Raw genomic sequence first — 16843 nt, 5'->3', positions numbered from 1 at the left:
GATTCAGCCGGCGGCCGAAGAAGCGCGTGCCGCTCCCCCCGCTTGGCCAGTCTGCGCTAGAACTGAGGTATGAACGTTCGCACCCCCGACCCCAATCCGGGCTGGCTCTCCGAAGACGATCTTTACGAAGCCCGCCGCCGCCTGCCCATGGTCTATGTCGAAGCGATTCCCGTGCGCTGCGACTCCCTCGGGTATGTCAACGAGGTGGGTCTGCTCCTGCAGGCCAGTGAGCAGGGGGAGATGGTGCGCACCTTCGTGTCGGGCCGGGTGATGTACCGCGAGACCATCCGTGCAGCGCTGCTGCGCCACCTGGAGAAGGATCTCGGCCCCTTCGCGCTTCCGCAGCTGCCGCCGTCGCCCGTTCCCTTCACCATTGCCGAATACTTCCCTTCGCCATCGGAAACCGGGCTGACCGACGACCGCCAGCACGCCGTCGCGCTGGCTTACCTCATTCCGGTCTCGGGGGAATGCGATCCCCGGCAGGATGCACTCGAGCTGTCCTGGCTCACGCCGTCGGAAGCCCTGAGTCCATCGATCCAGGAGGAGTTCTCCGGCGGCCGGGCGGACCTCCTGCGGCAGGCCCTCGCCCACGCCGGCTGGGGCCGATGAACGGCTTACCCTATCGTGGAGATGTGCCGGCATCCGGCGGACACAGCAGTGCAGGGGGCGAAAACGGAGTCGACGTGGAAGAGAGCGAACGGAATCGGCAGGAGCTCCGGTCTGTGACCGCTGAGTCACTCAGGGCCGGCGACTCGTTGGTCCCGCCGGGCGGCGGCGCGGCAGTCGAGGTGAAGGACGTTTCAACCCGGAACGACGACTTCGGCGCCCCGGCGTTGATCGTTGCCGAGCTCGCCACCGGGACCACCGTCACGATGGCCAGCGGCTCCAGCGTGTCCATCGAGGCAACCGGCGCAGCAGAGGTCTCAGCCGTCGCGGCCGACCACGGTTCACCCGAAGCTGTGGTGGCACGGATTGCCGGCACGTACCCGGCGAGCACCGGAGTGCAGGAGCTCTCGAGCCGGCTGCTCCGTGGGATCAACCTGAAGTCGGGCAGCAACCTGCAGGACCTGCACCACCTCGCTGTCTCGCTTCTCGTCGACCACGCTGACCCCGCCAACGCCCTCACTGTCGCGGACCTCCTGACCGTACTGCCGTTCGACGGGAACTTCGGCCGCTGGAAGTGGATCGAAGGCGCGTTGGCCATGACCGCCTACCTTTCACGGCACGACGACACACGTTCAGCTGCGTACTCGGCAGCGCTGCGTTCCGCGGACGACGCCGAGACGGACCCCCTGCGCGCGAAGCTGGCGGCAACCGTCCGGCAGCGCCAGCTCAATGATCCGAACGTGTACGATCCGGAGATCGTCCGGGCCACCGTGTCCGGAAACAAGTCGGCCGAGAAGGACTGGCGGGTGCTGCGTCTGGGGGTTCTTCTTTACCTGCGGGCCCACGGGGGGTCGGAGACGCTGACCCGGGAGGTGCTGGAGCGGCGGATCGAATCCGAGATTGTTGCCCTTTCGGCCCTGAACCGGGCGCTCGACACCCTGGCCTGAGAGGCAGCAGGCGCCGCGCGCCGGCCGGCGGGTCGCCGAGGAGCCCGGTTCTGGCAAAATGGGTTGGTGCATCCCGAGTCCCAGCAGTCCTCCTTTTCCTTCACCGTCGATTCCCGGCTGGAGGAAAGCGCCGTCGCCCCCGGCCCCACCGGTCCCCGGCATGGGCGCACCGGCACCATCTCGACACCACACGGGGACATCCGGACGCCCGCGTTCATCGCCGTCGGAACCAAGGCAACGGTCAAGGCGGTGCTGCCCGAGGCGATGTCGGACCTAGGTGCGCAGGCGCTCCTGGCCAACGCCTATCACCTGTACCTCCAGCCCGGCCCGGACGTGCTGGATGAGGCGGGTGGTCTCGGCGCGTTCATGAACTGGCGGGGGCCCACCTTCACCGACTCGGGCGGATTCCAGGTGATGAGCCTCGGGTCAGGTTTCAAGAAGGTCATCACCATGGACGTCCCGGTCGATTCGGAGGCCGTCGGCGCCGATGACCGCGTGGCGGTCGGCAAGGAGCGCCTGGCACACATCGACGATGACGGCGTGTGGTTCAAGTCCCACCTCAACGGCGACCGCCACCGCTTCACACCGGAGATATCCATGCAGGTGCAGCACCAGTTGGGTGCAGACATCATGTTCGCGTTCGACGAACTCACCACGCTGATGAATTCACGCGCCTACCAGGAGGAATCCCTCGAGCGGACCCGACTGTGGGCACTTCGGTGTCTCAGTGAGCACGAACGGCTGTCGACGGAGCGCAGCGATAAACCGTATCAGGCATTGTTCGGCGTTATTCAGGGCGCCCAGTACGAAGACCTGCGGCGAAAGGCGTCGCGTGATCTGGGCGCCCTCGACTTCGACGGCTTCGGAATCGGCGGGGCACTTGAAAAGGAGAACCTCGGAACAATTCTCGGGTGGTGCAGCGACGAACTGCCGGAGAACAAGCCACGGCACCTTCTGGGCATTTCGGAACCTGACGATCTCTTCACGGCAATCGAGAATGGCGCCGACACCTTCGACTGCGTCTCGCCTACCCGGGTGGCGCGTAATTCCGCGTTCTACACACCCGACGGACGCTGGAATCTCTCCAATGCGCGCTTCAAAAGGGACTTCACTCCCCTCGTTGAAGGCTGTGACTGCTACACCTGCGGGAACTATACGCGTGCGTATATCCACCATCTGTTCAAGGCGAAGGAAATGGTGTCCGCTACCCTAATCTCGATCCACAACGAGAGATTCGTGATCCGCATGGTCGACGACGCCCGCGCGGCCATTGACGACGGTACGTTCTACGAGCTGAAAGCCGACGTGCTGGGTCGCTACTACCGATAAACCTAGTTCCTCAGAAGATGGGTGGAATTGTTATCGGATGATCGACCGGGGCGCGGGAATTCGCTGATAATCTCCGTCTGTACAATCTTCCCGGTCAAAAAGCCCCTGGTTCCCGAACGGTAAGTTCACAGCAAAAAAATAGGGGAACAATGCGGAGTCTCAGACCGCTCTTTTTGTGGGCGGCGGTGGGCGTCGCTGCCCTTTCCGGCTGCACTTCGCCACCTACCGATGCGCCGGACGCACCGGCAGTATCAGGACCGGCGACGGTCCCCGGCGCAGAAAGCACTGGAGAAAACACGATGCCGGCGTCCCCGGACACAGGATCAGCACCATCAGGGGCTGCAGCGACCGGGACTGACCTGCCGGCAACGGTCCCCCCCGATCCGGGACCGAGCGTCGAGGCGACACTGGAAACCAGCATGGAGTCCGTGCCCGCGAATCCCACCGCCATCGCCAACGAGGCGCTGGGCAATGTGGTGTGTACGGCGGACGCAGCGGGTGTCTGGTCCTTTTCCGGGACCCTGACCAACACTGCTGACACCACCGTGACCTTCTCCGTTGTCGTCGCTGTCGGCAGCACCAGCAGCGTGGCCGGCCGCGCAAACATCCAACAGGCAGTACCAGCCGGCGGCACGGCTGAAGTTCGCGCTGACGCCTTCGCCGATGGGGCCCCAGCATCATCTACATGTCAGGCGGTTGTCTTCCGGTGAACCATCCATCCACCTTCCTTCCGGGGCGCACGCTAGCTGTTATCTCGCTGGCCGCACTCCTTCTGTCCGGGCTCGCTCCGGGCGCCGTCGCGGCACCCGCCGCACCCTCAGCTCCGGCCACGGAGCAGGCCCCGGCAACAACGCCTTCCCCCGGGCAGGCCGCGACGTATCCGGATTCAGGCACGACGACGACTCCCCCGACTGCCGGGCTGCTGGATCCCGAGCCGGGAACTTCGGGATCAGCTCCGGACGCGACGACCCCCGAGGCGCTCCCGACGGAGCTTCCCGCCCTGCCGGAGCAGGGAACAACGGCTCCAACCGATCCTGGGACTGACGTTCCAGCGGAGGAAGCCGCACCTGAACCACCCTCCCCGGAGGTGCCCGCAGCGCAGGAGCCGACGGCCTCGGCGGAAGCACCGGGCCCCGAGGCCGGCGCTGCTGCCGCCGGTCCCTTCACTCCCATCGGAGGCATTGCGGCCAAGTGGAGGGAACTCGGAGGAGCCGCGGGCCCGCTGGGCGAACCGACCTCGAATGAATCCTGCAATGCAGCAGGACACTGCGTGGAGACCTTCGTCGGTGGGGAAATCCATTTCACCCCCTCCACCGGAGCGCACGCAGTGCTGTTCACCTCCGGCAACACCGGTCCCCGGTGGGCAGCCACAGGCGCCCTGGGCGCCTTCGGTTACCCGGTCACCGATGAGCAGTGCACGCCAGGCGGATGCTCCCAGCGGTTCTCGGATGGGATCGACCTCACCTGGAGCACGACGGCGGGGCACCAGCAGGTATGGACCCGTGGCGCTATCGGCGGGGCACTGTACAACCTGTACGGCGGCTACGCTGCTGTCGGCTACCCGTCGTCCGCCGAGGTCTGCGGCAAGCGTGACAACGGATGCGTCCAGGAATTCGGCGGCTTCCGGATCGTCTGGTCCGCGTCGTCGGGCGCCTACGGCGTCTGGGGCCCGGGTGCTATGGGCGGGGCCTACTCACGCACCGGAGCAGAAGCCGGATGGCTGGGGTATCCCATTACTCGGGAGAACTGCGGGCTGCGATCGTCCGGCTGCCAGCAGACCTACCAGCGCGGAGTAATTTCCTGGTCACCGGCAACAGGTGCCCAGATTGTCCGCGGCGGCATGCGGGACGCGTGGGCAGCACGCGGCGCCGAGAACGGCGTCCTGGGCTATCCCCTCGAGAACGAGGTGTGCGGCCAGTCGGGAGGCGGGTGTTTCCAGAAGTTCCAGGGAGGCACAACCTACTGGTCTCCCACAACAGGCGGACAGTCAGTGAATGGCGACATCAAGGGCCGCTACGAAAGCCTGGGCGCGCACAACGGTTACCTGGGATACCCGCTGACGGCTGAAATCTGTGGTCAACGCAACGGCGGCTGCTACCAGTGGTTCCAGGGCGGCCTGATTTTCTGGTCCCCTGCCACCGGCTCCCAACCCGTCCGCGGTGGAGTGAAGGCGAAGTACGAGTCGATGGCCATGCACCAGAGCTACCTCGGCTACCCCCAGACGCCGGAGCGCTGTGAGGGAGGCGAGTGTGTCCAGCCGTTCCAGGGCGGTTTCATCACCTGGAACGCGGCCGGCAACAGGGACCACCGGCACACCGAGTGCACCACGCTGAATGACGGCCGCTCCAAATACTCGACAGGCGGGGCGCAGCGGGTCCTCCTCACCATCGCCGGCGGGTATGGCCAGAGTTACGCCAGCGCGGTGTACTGCCAGAAGGTGGCGGGAACCTACGTCACCGACTGGAAGACCGACGCGACGGTGGGAGCCAGCGGCTTCAAGAGGCCGGGAGTCCCGTCCGGGCCGACACGCTTCAACTTCTCTCCCACCGGCTCCTACTCGGTGACCGAGGCCTTCGGCCTGGGTAACCCCGGCACCGCACTGCCCTACCGGACGCTCAACCCCCGTTCACGCTGGGGCGGCAACCCCTACACGGACACCTACAACAAGTACTTCGAGTCCTCCACCTGGGTGGGCTATGACGAGGACATGTGGTACTTCGCTACACGTGCTACCCACGATTACCGGCAGGGCGCTGTGATCAACTACAACCGCCCACCGGATTCGCCCATCGTGCAGGATGCGGGCTTCGCGATCTTCCTGCACCAGAACAAGGTTCCGACAGCCGGTTGCATTGCACTCGACGACTGGGCCGTGGAGGACTACCTGAGGAAGTCCACTCCCGGAGACCGCATCATCATGGGCGTGGCCGCTGACCTGTTCCACTAGCGGCTGTTCCATCTGCACTGAGCCCGAAGAACCCCCGGCGGGGAACCGCCGGGGGTTCTCCCGTCCCATCGGCGTTCCTGTTCCGGACAGGCGGGAGCACCACGCACTACGATGAGCGGACCACGTTCGAAGGAGCATCATGGGCGCAATTCCGTTGTGCGGCAGTGGATGAGCTGGACACGCGGGAGCCGGACGGGCCCGAACCCCGTGTGACGCTCGGCTTCGGCGCCCTGCTTGTCGGACTCGTGGTCGCCGTGGCAATCCTCGCTGCGGCGATGGGATTGAGCTGGGCCCTCTCCGGAAACGACTTCCTCGGAACGTTCACCCTGGCGCTGGTCTACGGGTTGCCCATCGGAATCGTCACCGGCTTTCCGCTCGGTGCAGGCCTCAGCCTCACCCTCCGCCGGGTACGGAACCAGTGGCTCCACGTTCTGGCCTTCTTCGTCGTGTTCACTGCAGCCGGGTTCGTCGGAATCGCCCTCGTCAGTGTTTCCGGAACAGCCCAGAACCTGCCCCTCGCCGTAGTCGTCGGAGGAGCCGCTGCCATCGCTCGGTGGAGCGTGTGGAGAATGGCGAGGATTCAGTAGCCGTTCCCTGCCCTAGTGGGAATGCGCAGCGAGGAACGAATACACCTCTGTCTCGTCCACCCCGGGAAACACGCCGGGCGGCATGGCCGCGAGAAGGTGCGAGTGCGCCCGGGCACTGGGCCACGCGTTGCCCGCCCATTCCGCTGCCAACGACGACGGCGGACGCCTGCAGCACGCTTCATCGGGGCAGAAGGACTTTTCCCGGATGTCGGTGTCCCTGCCGCGGAACCATTTCACCTGCGCGTAGGGTACGCCGACACTGAGGGAGAACTCGCCGTTCGGTCCGCGTTCGGTTCGCGCCGTGCACCAGTACGTCCCGCTGGGGGTGTCGGTGTACTGGTTGTAGGCGCGGAACTTGTCCTGGACGTCGAACACTACCCGCGAGGTCCACCGCCGGCACGAGGGCTGGCCCTCGATCGCCCCGGTGTGATCCTGGGGGAACGTCACGCCGTCGTTCTCATAGGCCTTGTAGATGATGCCGCTCTTGTGGGTCTTCTGGAAGTGCGTGAGGATGTCGAGGTGCTCGGTCGCAAGGTTGGTGAACCGGTGCGCCGCCGTCTCGTAGGACACGGCGAAGGTGTCGCGGATGTCCTCGACGGCTATCTCCTTCGCGGCCTTCGCCCGGCGCAGGTACTCGACCGCCGGCTTCTCGGGCAGCAGCAGGGCTGCCGCAAAGTAGTTGGTGGCCACGCGCTGGCGGAGGAACTCGCCGTAGTTCTCCGGTGGACGGTGCTCGAGCACGTAGTGCCCGAGTGCCTGGAGGAGCACCGACCGCGGATCGTGGTCCGAGTGCCGGGACTGCGTGAGGTAGATCCGGGAGTTCTTGAGGTCCGTCACGGACCGCGTCGAGTGCGGCAGGTCGCTGACATGGTGCAGGGTGAAGCCGAGGTGCACGGCGATGTCGGCGATCAGGTGCTCCGACATCGGGCCGCCCGAATACCCCACGGCATCGAGCACCTGCTGTGCCTCGGCCTCGATCTCCGGGAAGTAGTTGTTCTTCCGGCGCATGATGGCGCGCAATTCAGCATTGGCACGCCGCGCCTCCTCCGGCGTCGCCACCTGTTCGTTGAGGCGCCGTTCCAGCTCAGCCTGCAGGCCGACGAGGGATTCCAGCACCTCCATGGGCAGACGGGAGGAGATGCGGACCCGGGGAAGACCGAGGGACCCGTACAGGGGCCCGCGCTGCGCCCGCTCGAGTTCGATCTCAAGGGCGGCCCTGCGGGTCGGCGGCTCCGCACCGAGCAGTTCATCGATACTGACCCCCAGGGCGGCAGCGAGTCCCTGCAGCATCCCCAACTTCGGCTCGCGTTTGCCGTTCTCGATCAATGACAGCTGCGAGCCGACAGTGCCCACCTTTCGGCCGAGGTCATCGAGGGTCATCCCCCTGCCCTTGCGCAGGTGCCGGACGCGCCTGCCGAGGCTGATGAGGTCGAGGGTGTCCGCGGTGCCGGGGAGACCAGAGGTACCGGGCAGGGGAGGCATACTGTCGCGGGACCACGGGGAAGTCGTCATTTCTTGACGATACGCGAAGAAATGCATTTCTTGCCAGAGCTGAAGCCTAGGCGCAACGGGAAAAATACCGAATCGTTGGTCCTACAGCAATCGAGAAACCCTCGATCCATCCGAAGGAGATCACCATGACGCAGGATTCGACCCAGCCGGACAGCACCAGCCCCGCCGCTGGCCGCCAGCATGCCCTGGACGCCGCTGCGCACGAACTCGAGCACGAGTGGTCCGCTGATCCCCGCTGGGAAGGGGTCAGCCGCGATTACACAGCCGCCGACGTCGTGCGCCTCCGCGGCAGCGTGCAGGAGGAGCACACGCTGGCGCGCCGCGGGTCGGAGAAGCTGTGGGAGCAGCTGGCCACCGAGGCGAAAACCGGCGGCTACACCAACGCCCTCGGCGCCCTGACCGGCAATCAGGCCGTCCAGCAGGTCAAGGCGGGCCTGCGGGCCATCTACCTGTCGGGCTGGCAGGTCGCGGCCGACGCCAACAACTCGGGCCACACCTACCCTGACCAGTCGCTGTACCCGGCAAACTCGGTTCCCACCGTGGTGCGACGCATCAACAACGCCCTGCTGCGGGCGGACCAGATCGAATGGGCCGAGGGCATCTCCAGCGTCGAGGACTGGATGGTACCCATCATCGCCGACGCCGAGGCCGGCTTCGGCGGCCCGCTCAACGCCTATGAGCTGATGAAGTCCATGATCCAGGCGGGAGCCGCGGGCGTTCACTGGGAGGACCAGCTCGCATCGGAAAAGAAGTGCGGCCACCTCGGCGGCAAGGTCCTGATCCCCACGCAGCAGCACGTGCGCACCCTGAACGCCGCGCGCCTGGCAGCCGACGTGGCCGGCACCCCGTCCGTGGTGATCGCCCGCACCGACGCCGAGGCAGCAACGCTCATCACCTCCGACGTCGATCCCCGCGACCAGGAATTCGTCACCGGCGAGCGCACCCCGGAAGGTTTCTACAAGGTCCGCAACGGCATCGAACCCTGCATCGCCCGCGCCAAGGCCTACGCCCCGTACTCAGACCTCATCTGGATGGAGACCGGAACCCCCGACCTGGAGCTCGCCCGCACGTTCGCAGAAGCCGTCAAGTCCGAGTTCCCCGACCAGATGCTGTCCTACAACTGCTCGCCGTCGTTCAACTGGCGCAAACACCTCGACGACGCCACGATCGCGAAGTTCCAGCGTGAACTCGGCGCCATGGGCTTCACCTTCCAGTTCATCACCCTGGCCGGCTTCCATGCGCTGAACTACTCGATGTTCGACCTTGCCCACGGCTACGCCCGCGACGGTATGAGCGCCTACGTCGAACTTCAGGAGAAGGAATTTGCCTCTGAGGCCCGCGGCTACACCGCCACTCGGCACCAGCGCGAAGTGGGAACGGGCTACTTCGACCAGGTGGCCACCGCGCTGAATCCGACCGGGAGCACCCTCGCGCTGGCCGGCTCCACCGAGACCCAGCAGTTCCACTGAGGCATCCTTCCTTTTCCTCAGCCGCATCTTCGTTCCGCCGGACCCAGGAGCCACCATGAACCACACGTATACCCTCAACGGCATCACCCTGACCGCTCCGAGTGTGAAGCGCCAGGGCGAGATCCTCACGCGGGAGGCCCTGGACTTCGTCAAGGAACTCCACAAGGCCACCTCTGCGCGGCAGGCGGAGCTGATTCGGTTCCGCAGCCTGCAGCGCCAGCGCATTGCCGACGGGGCTGATCCCCGGTTCCTGCCGGAGACGCGCCACGTCCGTGAGGACGCCTCCTGGCAGGTGGCACCGGTGTCCCCGGGCCTTGAGGACCGCCGCGTGGAAATCACCGGACCGGCGGAGCGGAAGATGACCATCAACGCGCTGAATTCGGGGGCGAAGGTGTGGCTCGCCGATCTGGAGGATTCCTCGACGCCGTCGTGGGCCAACGTGATCAACGGACAACTGAACCTGAAGGATGCGCTCCGGAACCGGATCGACTTCACCTCGCCCGAGGGAAAGGAATACAGGCTCACGGACCCGCCGGGGAGTCGTCCCACGATCGTGGTGCGCCCTCGCGGCTGGCACCTGCCGGAAAAGCACGTGCTGATCCATAACGTGCCGGTAGCGGGAGGGCTCCTGGATTTCGGCCTGTACTTCTTCCACAATGCCCGGACACTCATCGAGCAGGGGCGCGGCCCCTACTTCTACCTGCCGAAGCTCGAGAACCACCTCGAAGCACGGCTGTGGAACGACATTTTCATCCAGGCCCAGCAGCTGCTCGGGATTCCGCAGGGCACCATCCGGGCGACGGTGCTGATCGAGACGATTACTGCGGCCTTCGAGATGGAGGAGATTCTTTACGAATTGCGGGACCACTCCTCCGGCCTCAACGCGGGCCGCTGGGACTACATCTTCTCCGTCATCAAGAACTTCCGGACCCGCGGCCCGCGCTTCGTCCTCCCGGACCGCAGTTCGGTGACCATGACGGCACCCTTCATGCGCTCCTACACCGAGCAGCTCGTCCGGGCCTGCCACCGCCGGGGCGCCCACGCGATCGGTGGGATGGCGGCCTTCATCCCCAACCGACGGGACGGGGAAGCCAATGCGGCGGCCTTCGACAGGGTCCGCGTCGACAAGACGCGGGAGGCCGAGGACTGCTTCGACGGATCGTGGGTGGCCCATCCGGACCTTGTGCCGGTGGCGATGGAGGTCTTCGATGCCCGGCTCGGCACGCGGCCGAACCAGCTGGACCGACTGCGGGACGACGTCGTGCCCGATGACAGGGCACTCCTGGATATCGCCGCCACTCCCGGCTCCATCACCGAGCAGGGAATCCGCGACAATCTCGAGGTAGGCGTCCGCTACATCGAGTCCTGGCTGCGGGGCAGCGGAGCGGCGGCCATCAACAACCTGATGGAGGATGCCGCTACTGCCGAGATTTCGCGATCCCAGATCTGGCAGTGGATCTACACGAACGCAGTGACGAACGACGGCGAGATCATCACCCGCGGATGGGTCGAAACCCTCCTCGACGAGGAGTTCTCGGCCCTGGAGCGCTTCGACGGCGACCGGTTCGACGACGCGCGGGAACTCTTCGAGGAGGTTGCACTCGGCGAGGAGTTCCCCGCGTTCCTGACCACTCCGGCCTACGACCGCTACCTCCAGGAAAGCCGCGAGTTCTCCGCGGCCTGACAGTCCCGGTCCGCTGACGAAGCACGTAGGCGCACTGGGGAATAGGAGCCGCAGCCGGACACGTTGCGCGAAGTATGGACATCGAAATTTTCTCCGACGTGAAATGCCCCTGGTGCTTTGTCGGCAAGCGACGCTTCGAGAAGGCCCTCGCCGCATTTCCTCACCGCGACCAGGTGAACGTGACCTGGCGGAGCTTCCAGCTCGATCCTTCCCTCCCCGACCACTACGAGGGCACCGAGCAGCAGTACCTCGCCGAGCGCAAGGGCATCCCCGCCGAGCAGGTCCGCAGGATGTGGGACAACCTCGTCGAGCAGGCCGCGGGCGAGGGACTCGACTTCCGCTTCGACGACGTCGTCGTGGGCAACTCGTTCACAGCTCACCGCTTCCTGCACCTCGCGAAGTCGCACGGGCTCGGCGCCGAGGCGAAGGAGGCGGTCCTGTCCGCTCATTTCGAGCAGGGGGAAGACACCAGCGACGTCGATTTCCTGGTGACGCTGGGCGCATCGATCGGTCTGGACGAGGACGAAATCCGCAGCACGATCGGCAGCGACCGGTTCGCAGAGGAGGTTCGCCGTGACATGGACGAGGCCGGCAGCCTCGGGGTCAGCGGCGTCCCGTTCTTCGTGATCGACCGGAAGTATGGAATCTCGGGAGCGCAACCGACCGCGGTTTTCGCCGATGCCCTGGCGAGCTACTGGCGGGAAAGCAATCCGCTCGTCATAGCGGCGCCGGTGGACGGCGCCGAGGTTTGCGGCCCTGACAGGTGCAGTTGAAGGCCGGCGTGGATCGTTGCGGTACCGTCACGGCCCTGCGGGAGCAGGTTCACCGGCTGCCTCCTCGAGACAGTTCAATCCGGCAGGGGTGATGTCCACCGCTTCAGGCGGCACGATCCCGCCGTACTCCGGGCCCAGCACGACGTCGACCGTGCGGTCCGTGCGCTCGTCGCTGAGATACAGCGATCCCGGGATGGTCCGCTGCACGGTGAAGGCGTTGGCGGCGCCGTCCGGACCTGACACGATGACGGCGGTCGTACCCGCCCCGCCTGCATCCCGGTTGCCGATAGCGGCTACCGCAAAGGCGCGTCCACGCAGTTGGGCTGCCGCAGTATCCGCAAGACCGTTGATGGTGGTGCTGTTGTAGACGTTGACCGTGATCGCACTGGGGTCCTGGTAGTCGAACGGACCGGCAGGGCACGACGGCGCCGTCGGTCCGGACGTCGGTTCAGAAGCCCCGACGTTGATCTCCCCGCGCTGGATGGCGAGCGCCAGGAAAACCGCAATGATCAGCAGGCCGATAAGCACCACGAGAACCAGTCCATGGAGAACCTTCTTCAGGTTCGGGCGCGGCGAGTGGACGGTCTCGACGTCGTCGTCGGCGAAGACGGCGCCGAGGTCCGCCTCGGTGACGATCCGGTGGCCGTGCCACTCCGTGGGGTCCCGCCTCGCCTCCGCCCGCTCATTGCGCGGTGGCAACTCAGGCATCGACGACCAAAACACGAGCGTGCAGGATGGTTCTCTGGTGGAGTGCCGTGCGGACAGCGCGGTGCAGGCCGTCCTCAAGGTACAGAATGCCCTTCCACTGCACGACGTGCGGGAAGAGATCGCCGAAAAAAGTCGAGTCTTCCGCGAGGAGCGCCCCGAGGTCGAGGGTAGTTTTCGTGGTCACCAATTCGTCGAGCCGGACCTGCCGGGGAGGCACTTCCGCCCAGTCCTTGGGAGTTACGTGTCCATGGTCCGGATACGGTCGGCCGTCACTCACTGCTTTGAAGATCACTGCTACAGCCTAGGGAAAACTCGCGCGCAATGGAAAGCGGATCCTTGCGGGGCCGGTCCCGGGTTGCTCCGGGCACCACCACCCTCGACCGCGCAGGACCGTCTCACCCACGGGGGAAGTACCCCACCGAGGTGCTTCGGGCATACTGCCGGCACCGGATGCAGACGGGCCCTGTGGTCCCCAACCGCGTCGCTGAGCGATGTCCGCCAGGCTCCGGAACATAATGGGGGATGCCTTCTTCGCGCACCGGCCTCCTTCTGGACGTGGATGGCCCCATCGCCAGTCCCACAACCCGCACGGTTCCACCGCAGATCATCAATGATCTCCTGACATTGGCGGCCGCTGGCTGGCCTGTCGTGTTCAACACCGGCCGGTCGGACCAGTTCATCCAGGAGCAGGTCCTCGCGCCCATGCTTGCCGCGGGCATACCCGAGGGTGTGCGCTTCTTCGCCATCTGCGAGAAGGGCGCGGCATGGTTCAGCTTCGATGGAACAGGAGCCGGCGAGGTGCTGGTGGATCTGGATCTGGCCCTTTCGCTGAGTTTCGGTGACGACATCCGGGATCTGGTGGAGGAGAAGTACGCCCACATGATGTTCTTCGACGAGACCAAGCGCGCGATGGTATCGGTCGAGCAGTCCCTCAGTGCTTCGAGCGCGGACTACCTCAGGGCGCAGAAGTTGTTCGACGCTGACGCGTTCGACATCCTGCACAGCCACGACATGGGAGCGTGCCGGCTTGCACGCGAGGAGCCGGACAGCAGCGGCAACATCGACTACCGGATTGATCCGACGATCATCTCGAGCGACATCGAGTCAGTGCGGGTCGGCAAGGATCTGGGGGCCGAGCGCGCCCTGAAGCTCCTCGCACCGTTCACCGAGATTCCCCTGCGGTGGAGGACCGTCGGAGATTCGCGCACCGACTATGCGATGGCCGACTACCTTCATGAGCATGGGTACGGTGTTGCGCACGTGGACGTCCGGCCCTCCGACGGTGTGCCGGCAACTCCCTACCCGGTCCTCACCGAAGGGAACCTCATCAACGAGGCCGCGGGCGCCGCTTTCCTTGCGCGCTGCGTGGCGTCGCTCGAGGGTCCGCCGGTCGAACGTCCAGCTCCATAGGCAATAATGACCGGGTGGCAGGCATGGTTTCACGATGGCGCACCCAGCTTCGCAAGACGTTCACCGCGAACAGCGACGAACCTCCGACATGGGCGGAGGAGCTCGACTCCGGCGACGACGTCGGCTACTTCCCGCCGGAATCGGCCGCATGGGTGGTCCACAGCTCGATGACACCGCTTGTCGCGGGAATCCGTGCGCTGTTGCTGCAGACTCTCCATCCCGGAGCGATGGCGGGAGTCCACGACCATTCCTCGTTCCGCGAGGACCCCCTGGGCCGGCTGGCCAATACCATTCGCTGGATCTTCACTGTCACCTACGGGTCCACAGCTGCTGCGAAGGAAGGATCGGCCTTCGTCCAGAAGCTCCATACCCGGGTGACCGGTACGTACCTCGACAGCAAGGGTGTCAGTCGGCCGTACACCGCCGCGGACCCTGATCTCGTCCGCTGGGTACACCTCGCCTTCACCGATGCATTCCTCTCGGCGCATAAAGCATACGGCGGGCCGATCCCCGGCGGGCCCGACCAGTATGTCGCCGAATGGGCACAGGCAGGCGAATTGATGGGAGCCGACAGTCCGCCGCGGTCCGAGACCGATCTCGCCGCGCAGCTGGCTTCCTTCGACGCCGAGCTGACCAACAGCGCCCAGGTCCAGGAGGCCCTCCGACACATCAGGAAGCCCCCGTTGCCGCTCTCGCAACGGGCCGGGTACCGTGTGCTGTTCGCCGCAGCAGTTGCCACGCTCGAGCCACGCCACCGGGACATGCTGGGACTCCGATCCCCGGCCGTCGGTCCGTTTCCGCTGCCGATCAGGAGCGCTACGCGGCTTGTGATGGGTCTGGTCCGGCTCGGCCTCGGGCCCGAGGGCCCGAGTGAGGCAGCGGCGAAGCGGCGGATTGCTCGGGTCACGAAAGTTTCCGGGACCGACGAGCCACCCGCGTAGCAATTCAGAATCAGGAAAGCCCCCGCCATAATGACGGGGGCTTTCCTGATATCCGGTTTCAACAATCGCGGAGGATGGGGGATTTGAACCCCCGAGGGCGTGAACCCAACACGCGTTCCAGGCGTGCGCCATAGGCCGCTAGGCGAATCCTCCTGATTCGGAGCAGATACCAGACTACCCGCACATGGTTGATGTGCCGAATCGGGGCGGCTCCTAGTTTTGTCAGTGGCGGATGATGGAATGTTTTTATGGTTCAAGGGTCAGCAGGCACGACGGCGCAGGATGCGCGCCGCGTCCCCGTCCGCCCCTTTCCCGGCGCCGTCGAGGACGGACCGTTCTTGCCGTATACCTTCGTCTTCGACGATGCCTCAATCATGGACCAGCCGTTCTTCAGGGATCAGGTTTTCGACGATCAGGTCTTCGACGATCAGGTCTTCGACGAGCAATCCTTTGATGAGCAGGCTTTCCACGGACAGGCTTTCGACGACGCGTTCTCTGAGGAGTCGCTCCATGACTTCCTCGAGAAGGATCCGCTAACCATTGCCCGGGCTCTCACGGAGCTGAACCCGACCGCTATCGGTGCACTCTCACCGGAAGGGGCAGTCAGGACACTCGGGGCCGCTGCCCGTCTGGAGAGCTGGCTGGCTGCGCTCAAGGCACGCATCATCCACCGCGTCGATGAATCGCTGGTAACAGGGGGCGGGACTGCGCGTCAACGAGAGCTTGCCGCCATGAACGCGGTAAGTGAAACCGCCTGCATACTGCGTGTGCCGGAAGGAGTAGCCGGTCACCTCGTCAACGAGTCCATCGCTCTCGTCCGGGACTTTCCGGCTACCCTTCAGTCCCTGGAAAACGGCCACATCCATTATCAGCATGCACAGGCCATCATTCGTGAGGGAGGAAGCCTTCCGGCAGGAGCCCGGTCGGGGTTCGAGGACAAACTGCTCCAGGTGGCGCCGGATCTCACCAGGGTCCAACTGGCGGCTCGCGCCCGGCGGCTTCGCGAATGCGAGCACCCTGAGGCACAAGCGGATCGCCGGAGGAAGGCCGAACTGGAGCGACGCGTATATGTGGAACCGGCGGAGGACGGCATGGCGTACCTCGGGGCCTTCCTTCCGGCCGAAAGCGCCCTTGCACTGTTCAACCGCGTGAGCGAGATGGCACGGTCGCTTCAGGATGCCGATGAATCACGAACACTTGGACAGTTGAGGGCGGACGTCCTCACCGACCTCGTCGTCGGCGGTGGAGGGTCGGGGCGAAACGGGAACTCCCATGCCCGAGGCGTCAAGGCCCAGGTGCTCGTGACCATTCCGATGCTGTCCCTGCTCGGACGCAGCGACGCCCCTGCCGATCTTGAGGGCTACGGGCCCATTCCGGCGGATGTCGCCCGGCAACTTGCGGCAGGTGCACCCAGCCTGATCCGTTTGCTGACCGACCCTGTGGACGGCGTTGTGCTCAATGTCGGCCGACGCCGCTATCGGGTGCCCAAAGGGCTTCGAACCTACATCCGCGTACGTGATAGAACCTGCAGATTCCCCGGCTGCAATTCTTCTGCAGCCCGGGCCGACCTTGACCACACCGTCAGTTGGGAAGACGGCGGACCAACCAACCACGACAATCTCGCTTCCCTGTGCCGCAAGCACCACCGGATGAAGCACGAGGCAGGGTGGTCTGTCCGCCAGCACCCCGGGAGCACTCTGGAGTGGTTCTCGCCCACCGGCCGGCGCTACAGCACCACGCCGGAAGCTCCGCCGTCGAACCCGGCGGAGGCATCCGTGGGGATGGACGCAGGGATGGACGCGGAGGCATCCGTGAGGGTCGACCTACCACCGTTCTGAGGTCACCGCAGAACGGCCGGGGCGACGGCGGTCAGCGGTGACATCGCGCCCAACCTTCCTCCAAGCCAGAAATGGCGGCAGGCGTTTTTGTG

Annotated in this window: 15 protein-coding genes and 1 tRNA gene; 12 read left to right on the top strand and 4 right to left on the bottom strand. The window is 65.4% G+C overall.

Features of this window, described 5'->3' with window-relative positions:
* Positions 1-69 precede the first annotated feature (69 nt).
* The 6 genes from Y704_RS0108205 to Y704_RS0108180 all read left to right on the top strand — a co-directional run bounded on the left by Y704_RS0108205 (position 70) and on the right by Y704_RS0108180 (position 6416).
* Positions 70-609: an NUDIX hydrolase family protein gene (locus tag Y704_RS0108205; RefSeq protein ID WP_026549771.1), complete on the top strand. Its 540-nt coding sequence runs from the start codon at positions 70-72 to the stop codon at positions 607-609.
* A 74-nt stretch (positions 610-683) separates the two neighbouring features.
* Positions 684-1553: a DUF6707 family protein gene (locus Y704_RS0108200; protein ID WP_026549770.1), complete on the top strand. Its 870-nt coding sequence runs from the start codon at positions 684-686 to the stop codon at positions 1551-1553.
* A gap of 66 nt (positions 1554-1619) precedes the next feature.
* Positions 1620-2882: a tRNA guanosine(34) transglycosylase Tgt gene (tgt, locus tag Y704_RS0108195; RefSeq protein ID WP_155850276.1), complete on the top strand. Its 1263-nt coding sequence runs from the start codon at positions 1620-1622 to the stop codon at positions 2880-2882.
* Positions 2883-3310: 428 nt separating this feature from the next.
* Positions 3311-3592: a hypothetical protein gene (locus tag Y704_RS0108190; RefSeq protein WP_216698964.1), complete on the top strand. Its 282-nt coding sequence runs from the start codon at positions 3311-3313 to the stop codon at positions 3590-3592.
* On the top strand, positions 3589-5829 hold the full coding sequence (locus tag Y704_RS22700; protein ID WP_051476824.1) for a L,D-transpeptidase family protein: 2241 nt from the start codon (positions 3589-3591) through the stop codon (positions 5827-5829). The genes Y704_RS0108190 and Y704_RS22700 overlap by 4 nt, the downstream gene beginning before the upstream one ends.
* Positions 5830-5993: 164 nt before the next feature.
* Positions 5994-6416, top strand: coding sequence for a hypothetical protein (locus tag Y704_RS0108180; RefSeq protein WP_026549767.1), 423 nt, complete (start codon positions 5994-5996; stop codon positions 6414-6416).
* A gap of 12 nt (positions 6417-6428) precedes the next feature.
* Here the strand turns inward: Y704_RS0108180 and Y704_RS0108175 are convergent, their stop codons facing one another.
* Entirely contained in the window at positions 6429-7955 is a 1527-nt protein-coding gene (locus Y704_RS0108175) for a helix-turn-helix transcriptional regulator (RefSeq protein WP_026549766.1), read from the bottom strand.
* Positions 7956-8053: 98 nt separating this feature from the next.
* On the opposite strand from Y704_RS0108175, the gene aceA reads away from it, so the two are divergent.
* The 3 genes from aceA (at position 8054) to Y704_RS0108160 (ending at position 11854) form a co-directional block, all read left to right on the top strand.
* A complete protein-coding gene (aceA, locus tag Y704_RS0108170; RefSeq protein WP_253904260.1) occupies positions 8054-9397 on the top strand; it encodes an isocitrate lyase in 1344 nt (447 codons plus the stop codon).
* A 55-nt stretch (positions 9398-9452) separates the two neighbouring features.
* Positions 9453-11081, top strand: a complete 1629-nt coding sequence (aceB, locus tag Y704_RS0108165; RefSeq protein ID WP_026549764.1) for a malate synthase A — start codon at positions 9453-9455, stop codon at positions 11079-11081.
* Between the two features lie 74 nt (positions 11082-11155).
* On the top strand, positions 11156-11854 hold the full coding sequence (locus Y704_RS0108160; RefSeq protein ID WP_026549763.1) for a DsbA family oxidoreductase: 699 nt from the start codon (positions 11156-11158) through the stop codon (positions 11852-11854).
* Between the two features lie 27 nt (positions 11855-11881).
* On the opposite strand, the gene Y704_RS0108155 is transcribed toward Y704_RS0108160, so the two are convergent.
* Positions 11882-12562 carry a LytR C-terminal domain-containing protein gene (locus Y704_RS0108155; protein WP_051476823.1) on the bottom strand — a complete coding sequence of 227 codons (681 nt, stop codon included), beginning with the start codon at positions 12560-12562 and terminating at the stop codon, positions 11882-11884.
* Positions 12555-12854, bottom strand: a complete 300-nt coding sequence (locus Y704_RS0108150; RefSeq protein WP_026549761.1) for a type II toxin-antitoxin system VapB family antitoxin — start codon at positions 12852-12854, stop codon at positions 12555-12557. The genes Y704_RS0108155 and Y704_RS0108150 overlap by 8 nt, the downstream gene beginning before the upstream one ends.
* A 230-nt stretch (positions 12855-13084) precedes the next feature.
* Here Y704_RS0108150 and Y704_RS0108145 point away from each other — a divergent pair, with 230 nt between their 5' ends.
* Together Y704_RS0108145 and Y704_RS0108140 are read left to right on the top strand one after the other, a co-directional pair.
* A complete protein-coding gene (locus Y704_RS0108145) occupies positions 13085-13972 on the top strand; it encodes a Cof-type HAD-IIB family hydrolase (RefSeq protein WP_026549760.1) in 888 nt (295 codons plus the stop codon).
* Between the two features lie 23 nt (positions 13973-13995).
* Entirely contained in the window at positions 13996-14913 is a 918-nt protein-coding gene (locus tag Y704_RS0108140) for an oxygenase MpaB family protein (RefSeq protein WP_035772003.1), read from the top strand.
* A gap of 68 nt (positions 14914-14981) precedes the next feature.
* Here the strand turns inward: Y704_RS0108140 and Y704_RS0108135 are convergent.
* Positions 14982-15066: transfer RNA gene (locus Y704_RS0108135), tRNA-Ser, on the bottom strand.
* Between the two features lie 95 nt (positions 15067-15161).
* Between Y704_RS0108135 and Y704_RS22695 the strand changes: the two genes are divergently transcribed.
* On the top strand, positions 15162-16751 hold the full coding sequence (locus Y704_RS22695) for an HNH endonuclease signature motif containing protein (protein WP_051476822.1): 1590 nt from the start codon (positions 15162-15164) through the stop codon (positions 16749-16751).
* The last annotated feature ends 92 nt before the right edge of the window (positions 16752-16843 follow it).

The organism is Arthrobacter sp. Br18 (assembly GCF_000520555.1).
Classification (GTDB): domain Bacteria; phylum Actinomycetota; class Actinomycetes; order Actinomycetales; family Micrococcaceae; genus Arthrobacter_D.
The sequence above is the reverse complement of the archived record's forward strand: the minus strand, read 5'-3'. Positions and strand labels throughout refer to the sequence as shown.

Bases quoted from the DNA above. Each gene is read 5' to 3' on its own strand.
- Y704_RS0108175 (WP_026549766.1), bottom strand. From the start codon at position 7,955: ATGCATTTCTTCGCGTATCGTCAAGAAATGACGACTTCCCCGTGGTCC.
- Y704_RS0108160 (WP_026549763.1), top strand. From the start codon at position 11,156: ATGGACATCGAAATTTTCTCCGACGTGAAATGCCCCTGGTGCTTTGTC.
- Y704_RS0108205 (WP_026549771.1), top strand. From the start codon at position 70: ATGAACGTTCGCACCCCCGACCCCAATCCGGGCTGGCTCTCCGAAGAC.
- Y704_RS22695 (WP_051476822.1), top strand. From the start codon at position 15,162: ATGGTTCAAGGGTCAGCAGGCACGACGGCGCAGGATGCGCGCCGCGTC.
- Y704_RS0108155 (WP_051476823.1), bottom strand. From the start codon at position 12,562: ATGCCTGAGTTGCCACCGCGCAATGAGCGGGCGGAGGCGAGGCGGGAC.
- Y704_RS0108145 (WP_026549760.1), top strand. From the start codon at position 13,085: ATGCCTTCTTCGCGCACCGGCCTCCTTCTGGACGTGGATGGCCCCATC.
- Y704_RS0108140 (WP_035772003.1), top strand. From the start codon at position 13,996: ATGGTTTCACGATGGCGCACCCAGCTTCGCAAGACGTTCACCGCGAAC.
- aceA (WP_253904260.1), top strand. From the start codon at position 8,054: ATGACGCAGGATTCGACCCAGCCGGACAGCACCAGCCCCGCCGCTGGC.
- aceB (WP_026549764.1), top strand. From the start codon at position 9,453: ATGAACCACACGTATACCCTCAACGGCATCACCCTGACCGCTCCGAGT.